Below are 18,454 nucleotides of genomic sequence, written 5' to 3' on the forward strand. Positions count from 1 at the left end.
CCCTCCTTTGAATAATGGTCCTTAATTTCTTTGTGCAATAATCGAGTTTGCGATTTCTACCATATCTTCCTTCGTGAATGGAGATTCTTCCCCTGATGGCGTGAATCCAGTCACTTTGTATAGAGCATTTTCGTTTTTACTTAGCCACGTGATCGTTAAGAGGTGACCATCTTCAGCTTCTGAGTATGTGCCATTAACATCTTGATCAAGTTCCTCGTTCGTTTCCCCTATAGAGGTATCGATTCCCTTTTGGTCTTTAATCATAACGTTTAGTCGTTTGTCATCTTCTCCATAATAAAAATCCATTCCATATGGCTCTAATTCAGTTTCGGCTACAGCTTCCACGTCATCTACTTCTAATGGAATTTTCTCCATATTGGGTACGGTAATTTCACTTCTAAAATCTTCAGGAAGTTTCTCCACTTCAGTCTTAACCTCAGGGTAATTCTCTTGTAGGGAGTCTAGATGATTTTCAGTAGACCCTTCTTCCTGTCCACCGCAGGCTGCGAGGATAAGTATTAATCCGAATAGAACTGATGCTAATTTCAATTTCATATGTATCCCTCCTATTCTGTACTACGAAATAAGCTAGGAAAAGTTTCGGATTTAATGCCATTTGTTAGGTTTAATGGTATTGAATTGGGATTTTTATAAATAGAAGAAAAGATCTCTTCACTACAAAAACCTCGCTCATCTTTTCATGATAGCGAGGTTTTTTTGTTCACATTAATCTATTATTCTTTTAAGCCAATAATCGCTCATAAATAACTTCTTTCGTCTCTAAATCGATAGCATCTACTTTAATTTTCACTACCTGGTTATCATCATTCTTCTTAGCGCCCCAGAGACGTATGTAGTTATTACTATTATGATCTAGGAAATTCACCTGAACGGTTCTAACATCCCCGATTTCTACTTGTTTGTCCTCAATCCAACACTCTTGAAAGACCATTGTTTCTTGGGGTTGGCTTAATAGGTAGTCATGCATGAACTTTTCAAACTCAGGAAAATTCATCTTTTGATCTTCAATACAAACCTTGTTAAATTCATCGCGATCCGTAATATGGTAATTTGCTTTTGATTCGTTATTCATTGTAATTCCTCCTCGTAAACACGGTTGATAGATAGTTATTTCCCCGAAAAAGATCTAGGTAAAACATCGAGAAAAGGAAAGATTCTGATCGGTTGGGAGGAAAAGTTTACAACCATCTTTGCGAATGTAGGGTGGTGAAATAATAGTGATTTGAAATTTTGGAAAAGAAGGGATTGTGAAATGGTCAGCGAATGTATGAAATGCTGATGGAAAGAGGTGAGTGGCATGGATAAAAAAGTGATGAGAAATGAGTATATACGGTAGTGAAAAATGTAAAGAAGGAATGATGGAATTGATTAGAAGGTATCAAGTGATTGACCGATTTCCAACCAGCGACGAATATGTACGGTTGTGTTTATCAGTCGGTTGGAATAATATGAATTTTTCTGTAGCGGAAAAGGCGGTTCGTCAATCTATTTATGCGACGGCGGTATCTTATGGAGATGAAGTTATTGGCATGGCACGTATCGTTGGTGATGAGGCGATGTATTTTTATATTCAGGATTTCGTCGTTCACCCTCTGCATCAGGGGAAGGGAGTAGGGAAAATGTTAATGAACCAGCTTTTCTCCTATTTGAAGGAACATGCTCCTACGCAAGCCTTCATCGGTCTTTTTGCAACAGAGGAGGGAAGTCACTTATATAAGCAGTTTGGCTTTGAACAACCGGGTGATATGAATGGAATGTTTCGCTTAACCCCTATTGAATCATAATGCACCTAGACGGTGGCGGTGTCTTCGATAAGAGGATATCGTCACTTTTTAATGGTAATATTTGAAACTTTATAGGGGTTCCACACGTAATTAAACAAAAGGGGGAATGGAAATGACAGCATTTATTGTAATATTACTCGTTATTGCATTTATCGCATCTGGCTTTTCAAAATCGTCGTCAACGCGACGTTCTCCAGGTGGAACGGATCATTCAAGCTATTATAGTGGTGGGCATCAAAGCTCAGGATGCGATAGCTTCGGTGGAGATGGTGGGGGATGCGGTGGTGGTGAGTAATCAGGAAGCTTAGTTGTTGAGGTGAGAGAATGTTGAAAGGAATCAAACGTATATTGGCGCTCATAACGCTAGCTTTAGCGGTAGCTGCTTTCGTGAAGGGTAATGTTGCAATGCTTGCCCCTATGCTCCTTTCTCTGGGTCTTTTTATGGCTGTTTTAGGGATTGAAGAGCGTGGAGAAAGGCGAAGAAAGAAAGCTGGAGTGATTTTTTTAGTGTCAGCTCTGATCATTCTGACTTCTGTTTATATCTTTTAAGGATGTGTGAAAAGGTCATTTCAAAAGGAGGGATTGTCATGAGTTCTCATTTTCGTGTAAAGCCTAGTAAAGTTAGTTCCATGATCGGAATGATTGCTGGCTTTATTTTTGTAATTATCGGTATTGCATTTGTTTCGCAAATAGGCGCATTCGGTATTGTTTGGACTGTGTTTGCGATCCTTATCACGGGATACCATGCCCTGAATGTTTTTAGTAAAAATGGCGTTTCAACGTATCAAGCTGATGTTGATCGTGACGATGATAAGGGTGCGGCTTCCGATCAAGACTACGAGTCGAAAATACGTCAACTTCATCGTTTGAAGGAAGATCACATCATTACGGACGAAGAGTACCAAAAAAAGAAAGCAGAACTCTTGAATCGTAAGTGGTAGAATAAGAGTAGCGAATTAAATACATAAGAGACATGAAGGTTGCTTGCCATGTTGAAAGGAGCACCATGTGAAGACAGAGATCATAAAGTTAACGAAACCAACTGCTCAATTTGTTGAAGTCCTGAATCGGTGGGAAAATGATCGAGAATTGATTCCGCTGATTCGCCCGAATAAAAGCAGGGAGGAATTAGAGCGGCGCGAGACGATCACTCTTGAGGGAGTGAGGGAGCGTCTTACGTACCAGCAGATATTCCAGATCTTTGTGAATCACGAGATGATCGGAGAAATGAATTACATGGTGGATCCTCCACACCTTTTGAAGCAAGAACCAGGAACGGCATGGATTGGAATTACGATTGGCGAACCTGAAGGTAGAGGCAAAGGAATTGGATATGAAGCAATCCAACATTTAGAAGAGCAAATTTACCAGCAGGGTTTTAATCGGATTGAACTAGGCGTGTTTGAGTTTAATACGAATGCGCAAAAGCTCTACCGAAAGCTTGGATACGAAGAGATTGGCAGGTTAGAAGATTTCACCTACTGGCAAGGAAAAATGTGGTCAGATATTCGAATGGAAAAGTACTTATAAGAAAGCGCCGATCAATTAGTGGTCGGCGCATTTTTTGATTACGGTGGGCCCAGGTACGTATCTAACCCCGTTCTAATTATAATATAACCACACCAATGATGATAAACGCTATAGAAAGAAATTTCCTTCTTGTAGCTTTTTCGTTGAATAAGATGAGACCGGCAATGGTTGTGCCGGCGATAGAGCCGCCGGACCAGATCGCGTAGGCTAGTCCGATTTCAATAGATTGCACAGAAAGGGTGAGAAAGTAGATGCATAGCCCGAATAAAACAAATGAGGCGATGCCTGGAATTTTACGGGTGAATCCAGCTGATAGCTTTACGGCAATACTGCCTATAATGGAAAAGGCGAGAGCTAAAATTAAAAAAATCATATCGTTTCCTCCCCTTTTTCTCTATAGCGAGACTTTGTATTTAAGCCAACGATGCCAATCAGAATGAGGAAAATAGCGAGAAATTTTGAGAATGACGTAGACTCTTGAAAGAGGAGGATTCCAGCTACGGCTATAATCACCGTACCGCCCCCAGACCAAAGTGCGTTAATGATGCCCAATTCGTGATCTTTCGTTAGAAAAATATAAAAGAGGATCGCGATAGCATAACTCAAGATCACTATTAAGCTTGGTCCCCACTGGGTAAATCCATTACTGTATTTCATGAATGTCGCCCCGATCACTTCAAATACAATAGCGATACTGAGCCAGATATAAGCGCTTTTCATTGTTATCCCCCAGTTCTTGATCATATTCTAATTCTAGAATAACGTGTGATCGAGGAGAGTGGGTAATATCAATAAATGATGGATCTATAACTTCAGGTTATAATATAGGGGAGAATCATATGAAAGAGGAGAGTGTTTATCTTGCTTCCGAAGTTAGCGTACTTTATTAAAATTGCTGACGAGAGAAGTTTCACTCGCGCAGCAAAAGCTTTATTTGTTTCCCAGCCGGCTCTCAGTAAACAGATGAAGAAGCTTGAAGAGGAGCTTGGTTTTTCTCTTTTTAACCGATCAATTAAAGGAGTAGAGCTGACTACTAAAGGTCAAGCTTTTTACGAAGATATTAAACCGCTGTTTACGCAGATTAATCAGACGGTCGATCGCTATAAGAAATTTGATCAGATACGATTTGGCTCGACACCGATCTTAAGCACCTATTTTTTGCCTGGATACTACGAGCAGCTTCAGTATTCGAATGTTCATGTTACGGCTATTCGAGAAGATAGTTTGGATTTGGTGCCGCTGTTAGAATCTCATGAAATTGATGCGGCGATTGTTCAGAATACCTCAGCGATTGAAGGGATGTATTCAACATTTTTATTTTCTGAACCTTTTGTTGCGGCTGTACCGGTTTCTCTTTCATTAGCGAATAAGAAAGAAGTGACCCTAGAAGAATGTTTCCGGTATACGCAAATCATCCCTCCTACCGGCTATCTTTCTGAGCAAGTAAGAGGGCTATTACATGACCATTCATTTGAGGGAGACGTGCTAGAAACGCACTATCTCGGGATGGGGGGACTTGTCTCGCTTGGAATTGGGATTGCCTATCTTCCGAAAATGATGGGAGAGGCGATTGAACAGAAAGGAGTTGTTTTTCTGCCTATAAAAGGAGAGGCGCTTAGTAGAGATATGCATCTTCATACGAACAGCCCGGCTCTTCTTTCTCTTTTATCAACATCATTTGAACGGCGTTAACGTTCGAGTGGCAATGAAATGGTAACAACGGTTCCTTCGCCAACAGAACTATCAAACAGAATGGCCCCCTTGTGTTCGTGAATGATTTTATAACAGACGACTAGTCCAAGGCCAGTACCAGTATCTTTATTCGAAAAGAATGGCTCACCAAGTCGGTCTAATCGTTCTTTCGGAATGCCTACGCCTTTATCAGCAATTTTGATGATCAGGTGCGTATCGGAGTTGCACGTCGTGATAGAGAGTTGCCCTCCATCTGGCATCGATTCAATACCGTTTTTGATAATGTTCATAAGGACCTGGGTCATTTGATTTTTCTCACAGCGCATCATGAGGGATGGCATATGGAAAGTCGTCTTCACATCGACATTGTTTAATAAAAGCTCTGGCTCCATGAGTGAGACGACGTTACGGGTTAGCGTCATAATATCAGTTTGTTGGTACGTAACGGCCTGTGGTCGCGCGAGTGATAGGAATTCATTGATGATTGATTCAATCCGATCCATTTCAGATAACATCAGCTGCAATATATCATTATGGATCCGATCTTTGTACAGCTGAATAAATCCTTTTACCGATGTTAATGGATTGCGAACTTCATGAGCGACAGCTGCTGCTAGCTGTCCGATTGCAGAGAGCTTTTCTGAACGAAGGAGAAGCTCTTCTGTTCTCTTACGATCGCGTATATCTCTTGTAATAGCGGACATTGCCATGATGTTCCCCTCATGGTCTTTAATCGGTGAATAGGTAATGCTTACGTCGATTAGCGTTCCATCCTTTTTCTTCCTTACCGTTTCGAAATCCACAACACCGTCACCGTCAGTAACAGCTTCTATGATCTGATCAGCCTCTTCTTTATTGTCATCAGGGTAGATGTCATAAAGATGACTTGTCATGTTCTCATCTTTATAGCCGTAAAGTCGCTGGAAAGCGGGATTTACTTTAATGATTTCTTTATCAAGGTTACTAACCGATATAGCATCAGCATTATTTGTGAAAATGGAGGCAATAAGCTCCTGTGTTTCAACAAGTTCCTTTTCCACCTCTCTGCGTGCTGAAATATCCCTTCCAATAGCGATTAGATATTTCCGATCACCATCAGCGTTGTACGTTGGGGCTTTAATAATTTCAAATGTGCCTGTCTCTCCATTAGCTAGTTCAAGCTCATATTCGTATTCCACCTTTTTTTCTTCTTCCCAGGCAATCCAATCTGTTTTTGCATTGTTCTTAAGTAGATGGTGAGCATCAACGCTTCTGCATTTTAACTCATCACACGTTTTTCCTTTGTATGCTCCCTCTTCGATCCCAAATATTAATTTCGCATACGCATTCATTTCAAGAATTCTTCCTTGTTTATCTTTAAAGATAATGAATTCAGGTATGGAGTCAATGAGCGAGCGCAATTGTTCTGCTTGATCAATTGTATCGAACTGAGCATTTTTGAACTCAGTGATATCTTTTACGATTTTATAAGCACCGCGGAAGTGTCCATTTGTATGAATGGGAATGGTTTTGATCATAAGGTGAACCTTATTGCGGTAAATGTCATACGCCTCAATTTCGTAAGAGCGTTGATCTCCATATAAGGCTAATTCGAAATGTCTACCGATCTTAGAAATCGCTTCCTCATTTACCACATGTGTAGGTGCTTTGATCAAGTCTTCCAATGAATAGCCAAGCATTCTGTGAAGGGCTTGATTGATTAGGGTTAGCTTTAAGTGTTGATCAACAAAAGCAATCCCATCAGGGTTTTCATCAATTAATGAGTGAAACCGCTGTTCAAGCTCTTCGGTAGGAATGCTTTCATTGTTATCTGAAGGTTCACCGGTAACTTCCTTGTAGAGAGCCTCTTTATCCTCAACAATGACAAGGGTCACATGGTTCGAATCTATTGGAGAGAAACGAATCGCTTCTTTCGTAAAAGGTAGAGGGAGTTCAATAAATTTTCCCGGCTCCATTGTAAAAGCTCGATCGAGGTGTGCTTGGATTTGGTTCTGTTCGATTGATAAAATACTTTCAATGCACTGTATGGATTCTGCTTTTTCATAAGAGGAGAATCTTGAAATCGCATACTCATTACGATGGACGATGCCCCCGTTTCGATCAAGAACCACGAGGGGCAGAGGAATGGCATCGTAATGGGCGTAATAGGAAGCAGTATTCATAAATGTAACCCTCCAGATCTCGTAAACTATTTTACTATTATAACAAATGAAAAGGGGAGGGGGGTCAGGTACGTACCTGACCCACTCTCCTTTTTTAAAATGTTATCAAATCCACATTGCTGTTTATCACATAACACTGTATGATACATAGTATATATAGTGTATGACACACAGTAAGAAGGTTGGTGAGGGTGTGACGTTATTAAATTCATTCATAACGGAGCTCAGAAGAGGCACGTTAACGCTTGCGGTCCTAAGTCAATTAAGAACTCCTCAATATGGCTATTCTCTCGTTCAATCGCTTGACAAATCAGGCATATCCATTGAACAGAGCACGCTGTACCCTCTGCTTCGGAGGTTAGAGAAGCAGGAGATGGTGACGAGCAGTTGGGATACAACGGAAAGCAGACCGCGTAAGTATTATGTATTAAGTGAGTATGGAAGAGAAATTTTCGAACAGCTGAAACTAGAGTGGGAGAAAACATCGAGCGAATTAGCTACCTTGTTGAAGGGGGAGGACGAACGTGAATCTGATTGAGGTTTACATTGGTGAAGTGACGAGACGACTTCCTGAATCCATTCGGGAGGACATTGCGCTTGAATTAAGATCAACGATCGGGGATATGCTGCCGGATGATCCTTCAGAAGAAGAAGTGAAGAGCGCCCTTAATGAACTTGGGAGCCCGGTACAAATGGCGAATGGATTTCGGGATTGGCCAATGCATCTCATTGGCCCTCAATATTTTGAACTTTACATGAAGATTATCAAGATGGTGTTACCTATTTCGCTCGTTGTCACATTTATCGGGTTTATGACGATTAATGTGATCGACTACAATGGCACAAGGTCACTTGGAGACGTCTTTTTTAATCTGATGGGTGATGCTATTGGAGGCTTATGGAATACCGCAATTCAAACACTGTTTTGGATCACCCTCATTTTTGTGATTTTGGAACGGACCGATATAAATATAAACCGAGCGCTAAAAGGATGGTCAGCGGATGAATTAGAGAAGGTAACCTCTGTGCCCAAAAAGAAGAAAGTTGCGAAATCGGAGCTATTCGCAGACCTTCTCTTTGCGGCAGTTTGGGCAACGCTTTATTTTAACGCAGACAACTTACTTGGCATCATTCGAAACGGTAAGGTGGATGTGCCTTTCTTTAATAATGATGTGCTTTTATCTTACTGGCCACTTGTAAGTCTGACTCTTCTAACGACGGTGTTGCTAGCTTTATATAAAGTGATTGTTGGCTATTGGACGAAGCGTTTAGCGATGGCTAATGCTATTCATCATGCCTTTGCGACGACAGTAATTGTGATTATGTTATTAAATGATCAGCTGATTCATCCAGATCTAACGAACCTATTGTCTCTTTCAGAAACGTATCAAAATATGATTCTTGCAGCAATTGGGCTATTCTTTATTCTGAGTGCCGGCATGGATATTGTAAAAGGATTTTGGAAAGCGAACTTGTAAGTTTAGTGCTTTTTTTCTTGGAATATTTAAAAATAGTGCTAGAAATGCAAGGGTTTAATTAACTGAAAAAAATAAATTTTAATAGAATCGCAGAAATTGCGATTCTTTTTTTCGTGATGTAAACCCTTTATTATCAAGGGTTTTTAGGGATTTTCTATCAAATAGAACCGTCTGTTTCATAATTAACAGAAAAATTTTTTAAACGTTTCCATTGATTTATGAAATAATAATTCCTATAATGAAGAAAGTTGGAAGGGTTTTCAATCGAATTAATGTAAACCCTTTATTTTAGAAGAGGTGGGAGTTATCATGGAAATCTACTTATTAGCAATAACACTCATATCAATTGCAATCGTAATTGTAGGAGTTTCTGTATTTCAGTGGCATGCTTTCATTGGTTTAACTGTAGCGGCTTTATTCCTGGCAGTCATGTCGGGCATGGAATGGGTCGATATTATAGGTTCATATGAAGCGGGTGTTGGTGGCGTACTTGGTCACTTAGTTGGTATTCTAGCACTTGGTACGATTCTAGGAAAACTGCTGTCTGAATCCGGTGCAGGGTTGCAGATTGCGAATTTCTTTATTCGCGTCTTTGGAGAGAAAAAGTTGCCATGGGCGATGTTCTTCTCAGGATTTATTATCGGAATTCCAGTATTCTTTGAAGTTGGTATTTTAATTCTATTACCACTCGTTATTTCGATTCAAAAGGCAACGAAGAAAAACATTTTATTGATTGCGCTACCAGCTGTAGCAGGTTTGTCGATTGTGCACGGATTGATTCCGCCGCATCCGGGTGCCGTTGCTGCGATTGGTATTTATGAAGCGGATCTTGGTAAAGTTCTATTGTATTCACTAGTTATAGCGCTTCCAGCTGGTATTCTTGGTGGTCCGGTATTTGCCAAATGGATTAACAAGCGCGTAGTTCCTGTAGGTGAGCCTGATTTGATCAAAGTGGAAGATCAGCAGGATCCATCTAAACTACCTGGTACAGGCATTTCATTTACAACAATCATTATGCCGGTGTTTTTACTTGTTCTAGGTACGTTCGCTCCGTTCCTACCGTTACCAGGTAGTGCGGAAGGGATTTTAGAATTTATCGGTAGCCCACTTGTGGCACTGTTATTATCTTGTTTCTTTGCATTCTATTTCCTTGGATTCCGTCAGGGATTAGACAAAAAACAAATTAAGAAATACGTAGAAGAATGTATTCTACCTGTTGGATCAATCATCTTGATCATCGGTGCAGGTGGTGGCTTTAAACAGATTTTGATCGATAGCGGAATTGGAACGATTATCGGGAATCTTTCTCAAGATCTTTCGTTATCACCACTCGTTCTTGCCTTTATGATTGCAGGTCTTATTCGAATTGCTACAGGTTCCGCAACTGTTGCTTTAACAACAGCAGCTGGAATTGTGTCACCGATCATCGCAACGATGTCAGGTGTGAATCTAGAATTGCTCGTTATTGTTACAGGTGCAGGTTCACTTATGTTCTCACATGTAAACGATGCTGGTTTCTGGATGGTTAAAGAATATCTAGGCTTAACCGTTAAAGAAACGTTTAAAACGTGGACTGTGTTGGAAACCGTTCTTTCCTTTGCAGCATTTGGCGGAGCATTAATTCTGAACATGTTTGTATAAAAGCGAGAGGGGGTCAGGCACGTGCCTGACCCCCTCTTTTTTTCATTCCAGCATAAAACGCTCCTATTTAGGAAATGTTAACCATATCAAATACGATAGGGTACATGATGGGATGTTGAATGAAGTGAAGAATAAGATGATTGAACTTCATACTTCAATCGAAAAATTAAACGATGGATATAGCACCCTTTGGAAAGAAGAAATGTTTCTTGCCTGGCAATGGTGGTTGAACGTTTTACTTCTTGTAGGACCGTGGGTTATTTGGCTGATTCTACGAAAAAAGGAATGCACGAACCGTTTATTATTAGCAGGATTATTCGTTTATGTGATTACATCAACGCTGGATTCGATGGGCGTTGCTTATGGTCTATGGTTTTATTTGTATACACCGCTACCGTACATACATACGTTTTTTATGCCATGGGATTTAAGTTCTTTCCCAGTTATGGTAATGTTGCTTATTCAATACAAACCAAACTTCAGTCCACTATTGAAGGCGGTGTTCTTTTCGCTAATTTGTGCGTTTGTATTCGAGCCGTTATTTATTAAATTAGACGTATATGTTCCTCTTAAATGGGAGTTATATTATGGGGTGCCAGTCTACATTATCATTTATCTTATTGCCCACCGTGTTAGTAGGAGAGGTAATTTCCACGAGTTAGAATAGAAAAGGGGGAGCAGGTACGAACCTGCTCCCCCTTTTTTGGATTCTATTACTCGTTACAGTTATTTTCTCGGTCTTTTATTTCTGATGTTTCACATTCGATTTGAATGGTAGTGTGCGAGAGGTCAAATTGATCATGTAGTTTTTGCCCAGCGATCTTAAGCATTTGATCTCGATTTACCCCCTGGTTAACCACAAGGTGACAGGTGAAAGATGGAAAGTCGGAGGTAATGTTCCAAATATGCAAATCGTGAATAGAATTCACCCCATCGATTTCAACTAGCGCTTTTTTCACTTTTTGAAGATCGATATTAGAAGGGGTTCCTTCCATTAATACGTGGAAAGAGTCCTTCGTGACTCGGATCCCGCTAATTAAAACGAGTATAGCGACAATCGCACTCGCAATTGGATCGGCGTAATTCCAGCCTATGAACATGATGAGCAATGCGGCAATGATTGCGCCGATTGATCCAAGTAAATCACCTAATACATGGAGAAAAGCACTTCGTAAATTGAGATTCTCAGAAGTGTCTCCTTTCATAAGGATCCAAGCTACGAGAATATTGACGATCAGGCCAATAGTAGCGATGACCAGCATACCTGTGCTTGCTACATCCGGTGGATCGATAAAACGATTAATGGATTCCCATAAGATATAGAATGAAATCGCAATAAGCGCAATCCCGTTTAAGAACGCCGCAAGAATCTCAAATCGCTTATACCCATATGTTTTCTCAGTATCAGATTTCTTCTCACCGAGTTTAAAGGCAAGTAAGCTCATACCTAAAGCGACGGCATCGCTAAGCATGTGACCGGCATCAGATAAGAGTGCGAGACTGTTGGTTATAATTCCTCCAACAACCTCTAGGATCATAAAAGTGGCGATAAGTATAAAACTAATGAGTAGTGCTTTTTTGTTTGCTGAATGAGTGTGTCCGTGATCATGAGAATGATTATGATTATGCCCCATCGTAATGCCTCCAGTCGATTAACAATAAAACGTTATACATGAGTATATGTTCATATACTGATTATACCACTAATGCAAGTTGTTTTAAACGTCTTTTGAAGGGGTCAGGCTCGGGCCTGACCCCTTCAAAAGACAACTGTATCTATAAGGCGGATTTTCGCTCAATTAGTATGTATCAAAAGACCAAACTTGGGGACTTTAATGTGATAGAGGAGCGTGATGAAGGTGTCAAAGGACAAGGGTATTCTTTATTTGATTTGGATAGTGACTGCAGCACTTCTATATAAATATATCCCGAGAAATAAAATTCGACACGGTCTTGTAGCCATGTTTTTTAAGCAGTTTGTTACATGGTTTTTCGGTTTGCTTGTTGTTGAGAAAGGACTTATTCAATATCCTGTTCGACTTTTTAAGAAATCAAACCGTACAAGCTTCACATTCGAGTATTTTGTTTATCCCGCGTTTTGTGCCATCTTCAATTTGAATTATCCGGAAAATAGAAATAAATTCACTCAGCTTCTTTACTATGTTTTTCATGTTGGAGTCATTACGATAGGAGAAGTGATCGCGGAAAAATATACGAATCTAATAAAGTATGTTAAATGGAAGTGGTACTGGAGTTTTATTACGCTTTCGCTGACGAATTTTAGTTCACGCATGTTTTATCGCTGGTTTTACAAAGATGAGCTTAAGACAAAGGAATCAAATGAATAAGTCATTCTCAGCTTCCTCATTCTGGAGGCTTTTCTTGTGCAAACAGAGAGAGGGAGTAATTAATATTCATGCTGAGAAAGCAAGGCAAAGTTTGTACATACTTCTTTCCAAAAAGACAGGCTTATATTTACTGTCACTCATATGATATCTTTCTTATGACCAAACTGAAGTAAGAAGGGTGTTACGATGAGCAAAAACATAAAACTAGAACGTCCAAAAATTCCGGCTATCCTTGAAGAAGGTCATTTTCATGCGATTTATAATGATGAAGACTTAACGCTAATGAATTGCGAGATTATAGGTGAAGCGGTGGACGACGTTGAGCTTGACCGTGTGATCTTATCGAAAGTGGTGTTTAGAAACGTTACATTTACAAACGCCACGTTTCCTCAAATTGATATGATTGATGTTATATTCGATAATTGTAACCTTTCCAATGTGAACTTCACTGAAGGCATCATTCATCGCGTGAAGTTCACGGACTGCAAGTTAATGGGTGCTGATTTCTCGGAAGCAAACCTTGGAAACGTTATGTTTGAGAATTGTATGGCAAATTTCAGTAGCTATGTGGATACCAGGCTGAAACAAGTGAAATTTGAAGATACGTCTTTGCAAAGCGCGAACTATCATGGCTGTCAGTTTACAAAGACAATTTTCAACAGGTGTGACGCAAACGATGTGAATTTCGTACAAACGCTCTTAAAGGGTGTCGATCTTAGCACGTGTACATTTGAACGCCTTCATGTTGATTTGGAAAGCCTAGATGGATGTGAAGTTTCACAGGATCAGGCGATTGGGTTTGCGAAGTTGTTAGGATTGAAGGTAGTTGAATAGCGAGAGGGGGACAGGCACGTGCCTGTCCCTCGCTGCGTTACTTCATAAAAGAAGTGATTGAGGAATGGGCGGATATTTGAAATAATTGTTAGTGGATATAACCTGCGATAGAATATTGGGATTTACATAAAGAAATAAGTGGTTTTAGACAAGCTGCTAAGATTGGAGGGTTTTATGAACATTCGCCATGTGAAGCAATCAGATTACTATATGATTTCTCCACTGATCAATGAATGGTGGAGTGGAGGACAAATGATCGACAAGCTTCCTAAAATGTTCTTTGATCATTTTACGAATACGAGCTTTATTGCAGAAGAGAACGGTGAGATTGCTGGGTTTCTAATTGGTTTTCTTTCACAAACTCATTTAGAAGAAGGGTATATTCACATTGCTGGTGTTCACCCTTCTTATCGAGGTGGTCACATTGGACGTCAACTTTATGAGTCGTTCTTTCAAACAATGAAAGTTTATGGCAGAAGCTTAGTGAGGTGCGTCACCTCGCCGGATAATAAGAATTCGATTGCCTACCACTTTAGAATGGGTTTTGAGATTGAAGGAGGAAACCGCGTCGTGAATGGAATTGCGGTTCACTCAAATTATGACGGACCAGGGCGTGAGCGGGTTGTGTTTGTGAAGCGCGTATAAATGTCCGTGGCGGGGGTCAGGTCCGCACCTGACCCCCGCGCTTTTTTTACTGGCAATTGAAACTAATTCTCGTTCGTTTCGTATGTAGTAATACGCAGAAAAATTGATCAGTTTATATTCTCTAATAGATTTACTCTGAAAAATACGTAAGGCATTGGAGAAGGATTTATGGCAGAGGGGATGTTTTTGCTTATGATTGTGTTCATTACGGTTTTTATTATTGGAAAAAAGAAGAAAAAATAATTTGTAGGTTTGATTCTTTTCTTAAGGGAGTGTTTGCTAAGTTTATCGCAAACGCTCCTTTTATCCATTAGGTCATTTACATAGCACAAAAGTGAAACTTTATTCTGAGGAAGGGTTGAATTTAATGAAAATAGAAAGCAAATTGTATGAGGAAGCAGTGAGTTTAATAGAGTCTCGTTACCCGTCTGGTTGGGGAGGGGCTGCGGCGATGTACACAAGTGAAGGTTCTATTCTAACGAGCGTTTCTCCAGAGAACATAAATGCTTCTGCAGAGCTTTGTATTGAAACGGGGGCTATCCTAGAAGCCCATAAATTAAATATAGAAATCACGCATTCCATTTGCGTCGTACGTGAAGATGAAAATGCTCAATATGTGATTTTAACCCCGTGTGGCATTTGTCAGGAACGACTCTTTTATTGGGGATCGCATGTGAAAGCAGCTGTGTTCACAAAAGACGGAACGCTTACCTTTAAAACATTGAAAGAGATCCAACCTTATCACTGGTATGAAGCATATGAGGGAGAGTAATTAGATAAGAAGTAGATGGGCGTTAATCTCAGGAATCAGTTCCATGTCCAGGAGCTAAAAGCAAAGTGTTCATCCGTATAGGGCTAATCAGGTGGTTGAAGGATGTGAGAATTTCAAGTTTCCCCAGAAGGGATTTATTCCCTTTTATAGAAATGTGTAGTGATGATAAGTAAATCCTGGAAATGAGGGATGGCGATGATTGAGACGCTCTGCTTTTTCTGTATAAAGAAATTTCATATTAAGCCCTCTGATTCACAGTTTCGGAAGTTGAAGCAGAACCCTGGTGCGAGCTATGTGTGTAAGGCGTGTAACTAATCGATGCAGCGAGAAGCACAGCAAAGCACGGGAATTCATCCAGACCAAATTGATCAGTATGATAAATTATTCCGTTAAAATGACCGGAGGGAGTGAAGATGTATGAAAAGATGGCTTGCATTCTTGCCCGTTCTTCTCATTCTACTCACCAGCTGCAATGGAGATGGTCAGGCTGTGACGAAACAGGTTGTTCAAAAAGAAAATCAAACAGAAGTAAGTAACAATTTCACATCAGGCTCTTATAAGATGATTGGTGAAGAAGAGCGGATCGGCTTTATATATGATGATGCGTCAGCATTCAAAGCTGGTGAACCTAATAAGTACATGTGGCACTTGTGGGGAGATGAAGACGAACTAAATGGTTCTCTTAAAGTAGTCGGAACCCATCAGGAGACAAATGAGGAGATCGTGGTTTTTGAATCAGATGAGTTGGCGGGTCCGCATAACGGAGCGGATGCTCACGTCCCGTCAACAATGCAACTTCCTTCACCAGGTGTTTGGGAGCTAGATGCTTATGTTGGGGAAGAATTTTTTGGAACCATTGTAGTGGAGGTCATGTAATTGCCTTACTTTAATAAAGAAATAGGTGTACAAAAAGAAGCGTTGGAACACATACTTTATCAGAATCCAGCCATTGAAAAGGCTCTCGGTGTACTAAGGGAAGAGTTCAATCATGCTTACATCGGGGCAGGGTGTATTGTGCAAACGGTTTGGAATGACTTAACGAATCGGCCGTTGGATTACGGCATCCATGACCTCGATGTTGTGTATTACGATGATCAGGATTTGAGCTTAGAAAAAGAGCTCGAGATAGAAGATCATCTTCGGAAGTTGCTTTCTGACATTCCTTATAAAATTGACGCCAAAAACGAAGCGCGCGTTCATCTCTGGTATGAAGAGAAATTTGGTCAGCGTATCGCCCCTTATTCTTCAGTAGAAGATGCTATCAATAGCTGGCCTACTACTGCAACATCAATCGGTGTCAAAGTAGGAGAGGATGGTGCGTTTCAGGTATATGCGCCATACGGATTATGTGATTTGTTTGGGTTAATTGTGCGTGCAAACAAGTTGTTAATTACCCGCGATGTCTATGAAGCGAAAGTGGAAAAATGGACGCGGAAATGGCCAGAGCTTGAGGTGATCGCTTGGGACAAGTGATGAAGGTGCAAAAAGGAGTACTCTAACAATTTATAGTGGTCTCTTATCTACTGTTTGGAGGCAATAATGGAAGCGAAAAAGTTCTTATCTTTACTAGGGTGGGTGATGCTTGGATCGTGGCTCATTCATTTTTTTATTTACTATTTAATCGATTTAGATCGAGAAATCTATTCTGTAGAAAAGATCGTCTCAGGGATTGTGTTTATTCTTATCGCAGTACCAATCTATTTTACTGGTGTTCACCTGTATTATAAATTTAGCGAGGAGCGTTTATAGGATGAAAAAGGGGTTGGGGGAGATCTGAGTTGCAGAGAGTGGAAAACATAGAAGGAAGGCGATGTGGTATGGCGCATTTTGATTTAGAAAAGATACTACCAAAACCCTCGCTAAAGGAACCCTTTCTACTTGGGATCGATGGGTTAAGTCGGTCAGGTAAAACCACGTTCGTCTCCGAGTTAGAGCACTTACTTGAAATGTCAGGGTATCGCTCTGTTACATTTCATATAGATGATTACATAGAGCCAGAGCAAAAGCGGTATAACACAGGCCACGAAGAGTGGTACGAATACTATTTTTTGCAGTGGGACGTCGCTAAGCTAAAACAGCAACTTTTTGACAGCATAATGGAACGAATACCGCCCGAAAATTTGAAGGTAGATTTGGTGTTAATCGAAGGGGTCTTTCTGCAAAGAGACGAATGGCGTTCTGCGTTCGATTGCGTGCTTTTCTTGCAATGTGAAAGAGATGTGCGGTTTGGACGAGAGAAAGAAGAGACTCAGAGAAATCTAAAGAAATTTGAAGAGCGATATTGGAAAGCAGAAAAGTATTATATGGATACCGTTAAGCCTTTGGAGAGAGCGGATTTTGTGATTGAGTCATGATCGTTCAAGAAAGGAATAAACGGATTAGCATTCCTTCAGTAGGCATATTCTTGCAACTGTTCCTTGTTTTATTTGTCACTGCGCTAAACGGTTTACGAACTTCACTGATGAATCATTTTTCAATTTACCCAGTTGCCCTTATGGAGCTAACGATTGGCGTCATCAGCTTATGTTTGGTGTCTACGGGCTCATTCAATCAAAGTATTCCGCTCTTTCATGGATCGTTGTCATGATCGGTGCAATGACGTGCTTTCTATTTGTTTTTGTGTATCTACTTCCAGAGGGGGGACTCCGCCTCTCATCGGATGGTTATGAGGTCATTTGAATCCAACGAGCGAATGTTCGTAGCGCCTAAAAAGATAGCTGATTATGACATGGAATGGAACGATGTGTATCAAGAAATAGTAGATGCTGCATTAAAATTGGAGGAAAACTAGTGAAAATGAAAGTTCTGGCTCCTTTCATTCTATTGGGAACATTACTGCTATCAAGCTGTGCGGGTAATGAGGATAAAACGGCTGAGATTAAGCCTATGCCTGATTCGGATTATGTAAAAACATTCGAAGAGTTGAATCTTGGTAATCTATTCGATTTTGAATTCGAATTAGAGAATGCGGATAAACGCTGGGTAAGGCTTTGGGTTGAGCGGTATCAAGATGGAGAGAAAGATAGTGAGCCTATCACGGAACTTATCTACGGTGAGAGTCCGATTCCTGATGAAACGTCCAAAGGGCATTTAGGGTTTGGAATCATTCAGTCTAATGAAGGTGAACCGTCTTATTTTCTTTATTCACCAGGCGTTAGCTCAGCTCCGAATAAAAGCGTTGAAAAAACGAAGTCAGAAACATCAATGGCCACATTTGACTATGCGTTTCCAGATGAAAAGGTGGATTTACTATTGAACGAAGAAAAAGTGCTTGCAGCGTATCGGAGCACTTCATCGAATCAAATGAGAACCTATGATTTAGGAAACAAGGATGATGTTAAGAAAATGATTCAAGAGGATACGGAGGTTTTGTTGTTAAAAATCTTGATTGAAGAAAGTGATGAGGATAACTAATGGTTTTTGTTATGTCGGTTTAATAGTCATAGGATTTTAGTATGCTGAAACTATAAAGAGAATTTAACGAAATAGAGGCGTTTTTGTGGGAAATGTATTCTTTTTTGGAAGACTAGGATTAATATTTATAGTT

At 40.3% G+C, this 18,454-nt stretch carries 25 protein-coding genes; 19 read left to right on the forward strand and 6 right to left on the reverse strand.

Annotation, left to right across the window (positions count from 1 at the left end):
- Window positions 1-21: 21 nt before the first annotated feature.
- The gene (locus tag AC0VYJ_RS07030; protein ID WP_475366977.1) at window positions 22-555 is read right to left on the reverse strand and encodes a hypothetical protein; all 534 of its coding nucleotides are present in this window, start codon (window positions 553-555) and stop codon (window positions 22-24) included.
- 187 nt (window positions 556-742) lie between these two features.
- Window positions 743-1,093: a hypothetical protein gene (locus AC0VYJ_RS07035; RefSeq protein ID WP_430241231.1), complete on the reverse strand. Its 351-nt coding sequence runs from the start codon at window positions 1,091-1,093 to the stop codon at window positions 743-745.
- Window positions 1,094-1,340: 247 nt separating this feature from the next.
- Here AC0VYJ_RS07035 and AC0VYJ_RS07040 point away from each other — a divergent pair, with 247 nt between their 5' ends.
- From AC0VYJ_RS07040 to AC0VYJ_RS07060, 5 genes are all read left to right on the forward strand, one after another.
- On the forward strand, window positions 1,341-1,805 hold the full coding sequence (locus AC0VYJ_RS07040; RefSeq protein ID WP_430241233.1) for a GNAT family N-acetyltransferase: 465 nt from the start codon (window positions 1,341-1,343) through the stop codon (window positions 1,803-1,805).
- A 112-nt stretch (window positions 1,806-1,917) separates the two neighbouring features.
- Window positions 1,918-2,100: a hypothetical protein gene (locus tag AC0VYJ_RS07045; RefSeq protein WP_194220888.1), complete on the forward strand. Its 183-nt coding sequence runs from the start codon at window positions 1,918-1,920 to the stop codon at window positions 2,098-2,100.
- Between the two features lie 29 nt (window positions 2,101-2,129).
- Window positions 2,130-2,354, forward strand: coding sequence for a hypothetical protein (locus AC0VYJ_RS07050; RefSeq protein WP_475366978.1), 225 nt, complete (start codon window positions 2,130-2,132; stop codon window positions 2,352-2,354).
- Between the two features lie 38 nt (window positions 2,355-2,392).
- Entirely contained in the window at window positions 2,393-2,746 is a 354-nt protein-coding gene (locus AC0VYJ_RS07055) for an SHOCT domain-containing protein (RefSeq protein ID WP_430241237.1), read from the forward strand.
- Between the two features lie 67 nt (window positions 2,747-2,813).
- Window positions 2,814-3,335, forward strand: coding sequence for a GNAT family N-acetyltransferase (locus AC0VYJ_RS07060; protein ID WP_430241239.1), 522 nt, complete (start codon window positions 2,814-2,816; stop codon window positions 3,333-3,335).
- 76 nt (window positions 3,336-3,411) lie between these two features.
- Here AC0VYJ_RS07060 and AC0VYJ_RS07065 read toward each other — a convergent pair whose 3' ends face one another.
- Complete coding sequence (locus AC0VYJ_RS07065) at window positions 3,412-3,708, reverse strand: DMT family transporter (protein ID WP_475366979.1); 297 nt, start codon at window positions 3,706-3,708, stop codon at window positions 3,412-3,414.
- The gene (locus AC0VYJ_RS07070) at window positions 3,705-4,055 is read right to left on the reverse strand and encodes a DMT family transporter (RefSeq protein ID WP_475366980.1); all 351 of its coding nucleotides are present in this window, start codon (window positions 4,053-4,055) and stop codon (window positions 3,705-3,707) included. Before AC0VYJ_RS07070 ends, AC0VYJ_RS07065 begins: the two co-directional genes overlap by 4 nt.
- Window positions 4,056-4,196: 141 nt before the next feature.
- On the opposite strand from AC0VYJ_RS07070, the gene AC0VYJ_RS07075 reads away from it, so the two are divergent.
- The gene (locus AC0VYJ_RS07075; RefSeq protein WP_475366981.1) at window positions 4,197-5,027 is read left to right on the forward strand and encodes a LysR family transcriptional regulator; all 831 of its coding nucleotides are present in this window, start codon (window positions 4,197-4,199) and stop codon (window positions 5,025-5,027) included.
- On the opposite strand, the gene AC0VYJ_RS07080 is transcribed toward AC0VYJ_RS07075, so the two are convergent.
- A complete protein-coding gene (locus AC0VYJ_RS07080) occupies window positions 5,024-7,189 on the reverse strand; it encodes a PAS domain S-box protein (protein WP_475366982.1) in 2,166 nt (721 codons plus the stop codon). The genes AC0VYJ_RS07075 and AC0VYJ_RS07080 overlap by 4 nt on opposite strands.
- Window positions 7,190-7,382: 193 nt before the next feature.
- Here AC0VYJ_RS07080 and AC0VYJ_RS07085 point away from each other — a divergent pair, with 193 nt between their 5' ends.
- The 4 genes from AC0VYJ_RS07085 (at window position 7,383) to AC0VYJ_RS07100 (ending at window position 10,975) form a co-directional block, all read left to right on the forward strand.
- Window positions 7,383-7,727 carry a PadR family transcriptional regulator gene (locus AC0VYJ_RS07085; RefSeq protein WP_303529435.1) on the forward strand — a complete coding sequence of 115 codons (345 nt, stop codon included), beginning with the start codon at window positions 7,383-7,385 and terminating at the stop codon, window positions 7,725-7,727.
- A complete protein-coding gene (locus AC0VYJ_RS07090; RefSeq protein WP_475366983.1) occupies window positions 7,714-8,667 on the forward strand; it encodes a hypothetical protein in 954 nt (317 codons plus the stop codon). The genes AC0VYJ_RS07085 and AC0VYJ_RS07090 overlap by 14 nt, the downstream gene beginning before the upstream one ends.
- A gap of 309 nt (window positions 8,668-8,976) precedes the next feature.
- On the forward strand, window positions 8,977-10,308 hold the full coding sequence (locus AC0VYJ_RS07095; RefSeq protein WP_194220898.1) for a GntP family permease: 1,332 nt from the start codon (window positions 8,977-8,979) through the stop codon (window positions 10,306-10,308).
- 124 nt (window positions 10,309-10,432) lie between these two features.
- Window positions 10,433-10,975 (forward strand): CBO0543 family protein, encoded by a 543-nt coding sequence (locus tag AC0VYJ_RS07100; RefSeq protein ID WP_475366984.1) that lies wholly within the window; start codon window positions 10,433-10,435, stop codon window positions 10,973-10,975.
- A 46-nt stretch (window positions 10,976-11,021) separates the two neighbouring features.
- On the opposite strand, the gene AC0VYJ_RS07105 is transcribed toward AC0VYJ_RS07100, so the two are convergent.
- Entirely contained in the window at window positions 11,022-11,942 is a 921-nt protein-coding gene (locus AC0VYJ_RS07105) for a cation diffusion facilitator family transporter (RefSeq protein ID WP_475366985.1), read from the reverse strand.
- Window positions 11,943-12,161: 219 nt separating this feature from the next.
- Here AC0VYJ_RS07105 and AC0VYJ_RS07110 point away from each other — a divergent pair, with 219 nt between their 5' ends.
- From AC0VYJ_RS07110 to AC0VYJ_RS07150, 9 genes are all read left to right on the forward strand, one after another.
- Complete coding sequence (locus AC0VYJ_RS07110) at window positions 12,162-12,656, forward strand: CBO0543 family protein (RefSeq protein WP_475366986.1); 495 nt, start codon at window positions 12,162-12,164, stop codon at window positions 12,654-12,656.
- Window positions 12,657-12,842: 186 nt separating this feature from the next.
- Window positions 12,843-13,490, forward strand: coding sequence for a pentapeptide repeat-containing protein (locus AC0VYJ_RS07115; protein WP_475366987.1), 648 nt, complete (start codon window positions 12,843-12,845; stop codon window positions 13,488-13,490).
- 174 nt (window positions 13,491-13,664) lie between these two features.
- Window positions 13,665-14,135 (forward strand): N-acetyltransferase family protein, encoded by a 471-nt coding sequence (locus AC0VYJ_RS07120; protein ID WP_475366988.1) that lies wholly within the window; start codon window positions 13,665-13,667, stop codon window positions 14,133-14,135.
- Window positions 14,136-14,502: 367 nt separating this feature from the next.
- Complete coding sequence (locus AC0VYJ_RS07125) at window positions 14,503-14,907, forward strand: cytidine deaminase (RefSeq protein ID WP_475366989.1); 405 nt, start codon at window positions 14,503-14,505, stop codon at window positions 14,905-14,907.
- Window positions 14,908-15,324: 417 nt separating this feature from the next.
- Window positions 15,325-15,783: a DUF4871 domain-containing protein gene (locus AC0VYJ_RS07130; RefSeq protein WP_475366990.1), complete on the forward strand. Its 459-nt coding sequence runs from the start codon at window positions 15,325-15,327 to the stop codon at window positions 15,781-15,783.
- Window positions 15,784-16,380: a nucleotidyltransferase family protein gene (locus tag AC0VYJ_RS07135; protein WP_475366991.1), complete on the forward strand. Its 597-nt coding sequence runs from the start codon at window positions 15,784-15,786 to the stop codon at window positions 16,378-16,380.
- A 66-nt stretch (window positions 16,381-16,446) separates the two neighbouring features.
- Window positions 16,447-16,656 (forward strand): hypothetical protein, encoded by a 210-nt coding sequence (locus AC0VYJ_RS07140; RefSeq protein ID WP_475366992.1) that lies wholly within the window; start codon window positions 16,447-16,449, stop codon window positions 16,654-16,656.
- A 68-nt stretch (window positions 16,657-16,724) separates the two neighbouring features.
- On the forward strand, window positions 16,725-17,261 hold the full coding sequence (locus tag AC0VYJ_RS07145; RefSeq protein WP_475367472.1) for a nucleoside/nucleotide kinase family protein: 537 nt from the start codon (window positions 16,725-16,727) through the stop codon (window positions 17,259-17,261).
- A 436-nt stretch (window positions 17,262-17,697) separates the two neighbouring features.
- Window positions 17,698-18,321: a hypothetical protein gene (locus AC0VYJ_RS07150; protein ID WP_475366993.1), complete on the forward strand. Its 624-nt coding sequence runs from the start codon at window positions 17,698-17,700 to the stop codon at window positions 18,319-18,321.
- The last annotated feature ends 133 nt before the right edge of the window (window positions 18,322-18,454 follow it).

This window comes from Anaerobacillus sp. 63XJN7_5_ISO-PGPR-S23-430, from assembly GCF_056173695.1.

Coding starts and splice junctions, on each gene's coding strand:
- AC0VYJ_RS07040 (WP_430241233.1), top strand. CDS start 1,341: ATGAGTATATACGGTAGTGAAAAATGTAAAGAAGGAATGATGGAATTG.
- AC0VYJ_RS07045 (WP_194220888.1), top strand. CDS start 1,918: ATGACAGCATTTATTGTAATATTACTCGTTATTGCATTTATCGCATCT.
- AC0VYJ_RS07130 (WP_475366990.1), top strand. CDS start 15,325: ATGAAAAGATGGCTTGCATTCTTGCCCGTTCTTCTCATTCTACTCACC.
- AC0VYJ_RS07145 (WP_475367472.1), top strand. CDS start 16,725: ATGGCGCATTTTGATTTAGAAAAGATACTACCAAAACCCTCGCTAAAG.
- AC0VYJ_RS07070 (WP_475366980.1), bottom strand. CDS start 4,055: ATGAAAAGCGCTTATATCTGGCTCAGTATCGCTATTGTATTTGAAGTG.
- AC0VYJ_RS07095 (WP_194220898.1), top strand. CDS start 8,977: ATGGAAATCTACTTATTAGCAATAACACTCATATCAATTGCAATCGTA.
- AC0VYJ_RS07105 (WP_475366985.1), bottom strand. CDS start 11,942: ATGGGGCATAATCATAATCATTCTCATGATCACGGACACACTCATTCA.
- AC0VYJ_RS07110 (WP_475366986.1), top strand. CDS start 12,162: ATGAAGGTGTCAAAGGACAAGGGTATTCTTTATTTGATTTGGATAGTG.
- AC0VYJ_RS07055 (WP_430241237.1), top strand. CDS start 2,393: ATGAGTTCTCATTTTCGTGTAAAGCCTAGTAAAGTTAGTTCCATGATC.
- AC0VYJ_RS07065 (WP_475366979.1), bottom strand. CDS start 3,708: ATGATTTTTTTAATTTTAGCTCTCGCCTTTTCCATTATAGGCAGTATT.
- AC0VYJ_RS07115 (WP_475366987.1), top strand. CDS start 12,843: ATGAGCAAAAACATAAAACTAGAACGTCCAAAAATTCCGGCTATCCTT.
- AC0VYJ_RS07030 (WP_475366977.1), bottom strand. CDS start 555: ATGAAATTGAAATTAGCATCAGTTCTATTCGGATTAATACTTATCCTC.
- AC0VYJ_RS07140 (WP_475366992.1), top strand. CDS start 16,447: ATGGAAGCGAAAAAGTTCTTATCTTTACTAGGGTGGGTGATGCTTGGA.
- AC0VYJ_RS07120 (WP_475366988.1), top strand. CDS start 13,665: ATGAACATTCGCCATGTGAAGCAATCAGATTACTATATGATTTCTCCA.
- AC0VYJ_RS07125 (WP_475366989.1), top strand. CDS start 14,503: ATGAAAATAGAAAGCAAATTGTATGAGGAAGCAGTGAGTTTAATAGAG.
- AC0VYJ_RS07035 (WP_430241231.1), bottom strand. CDS start 1,093: ATGAATAACGAATCAAAAGCAAATTACCATATTACGGATCGCGATGAA.
- AC0VYJ_RS07080 (WP_475366982.1), bottom strand. CDS start 7,189: ATGAATACTGCTTCCTATTACGCCCATTACGATGCCATTCCTCTGCCC.
- AC0VYJ_RS07050 (WP_475366978.1), top strand. CDS start 2,130: ATGTTGAAAGGAATCAAACGTATATTGGCGCTCATAACGCTAGCTTTA.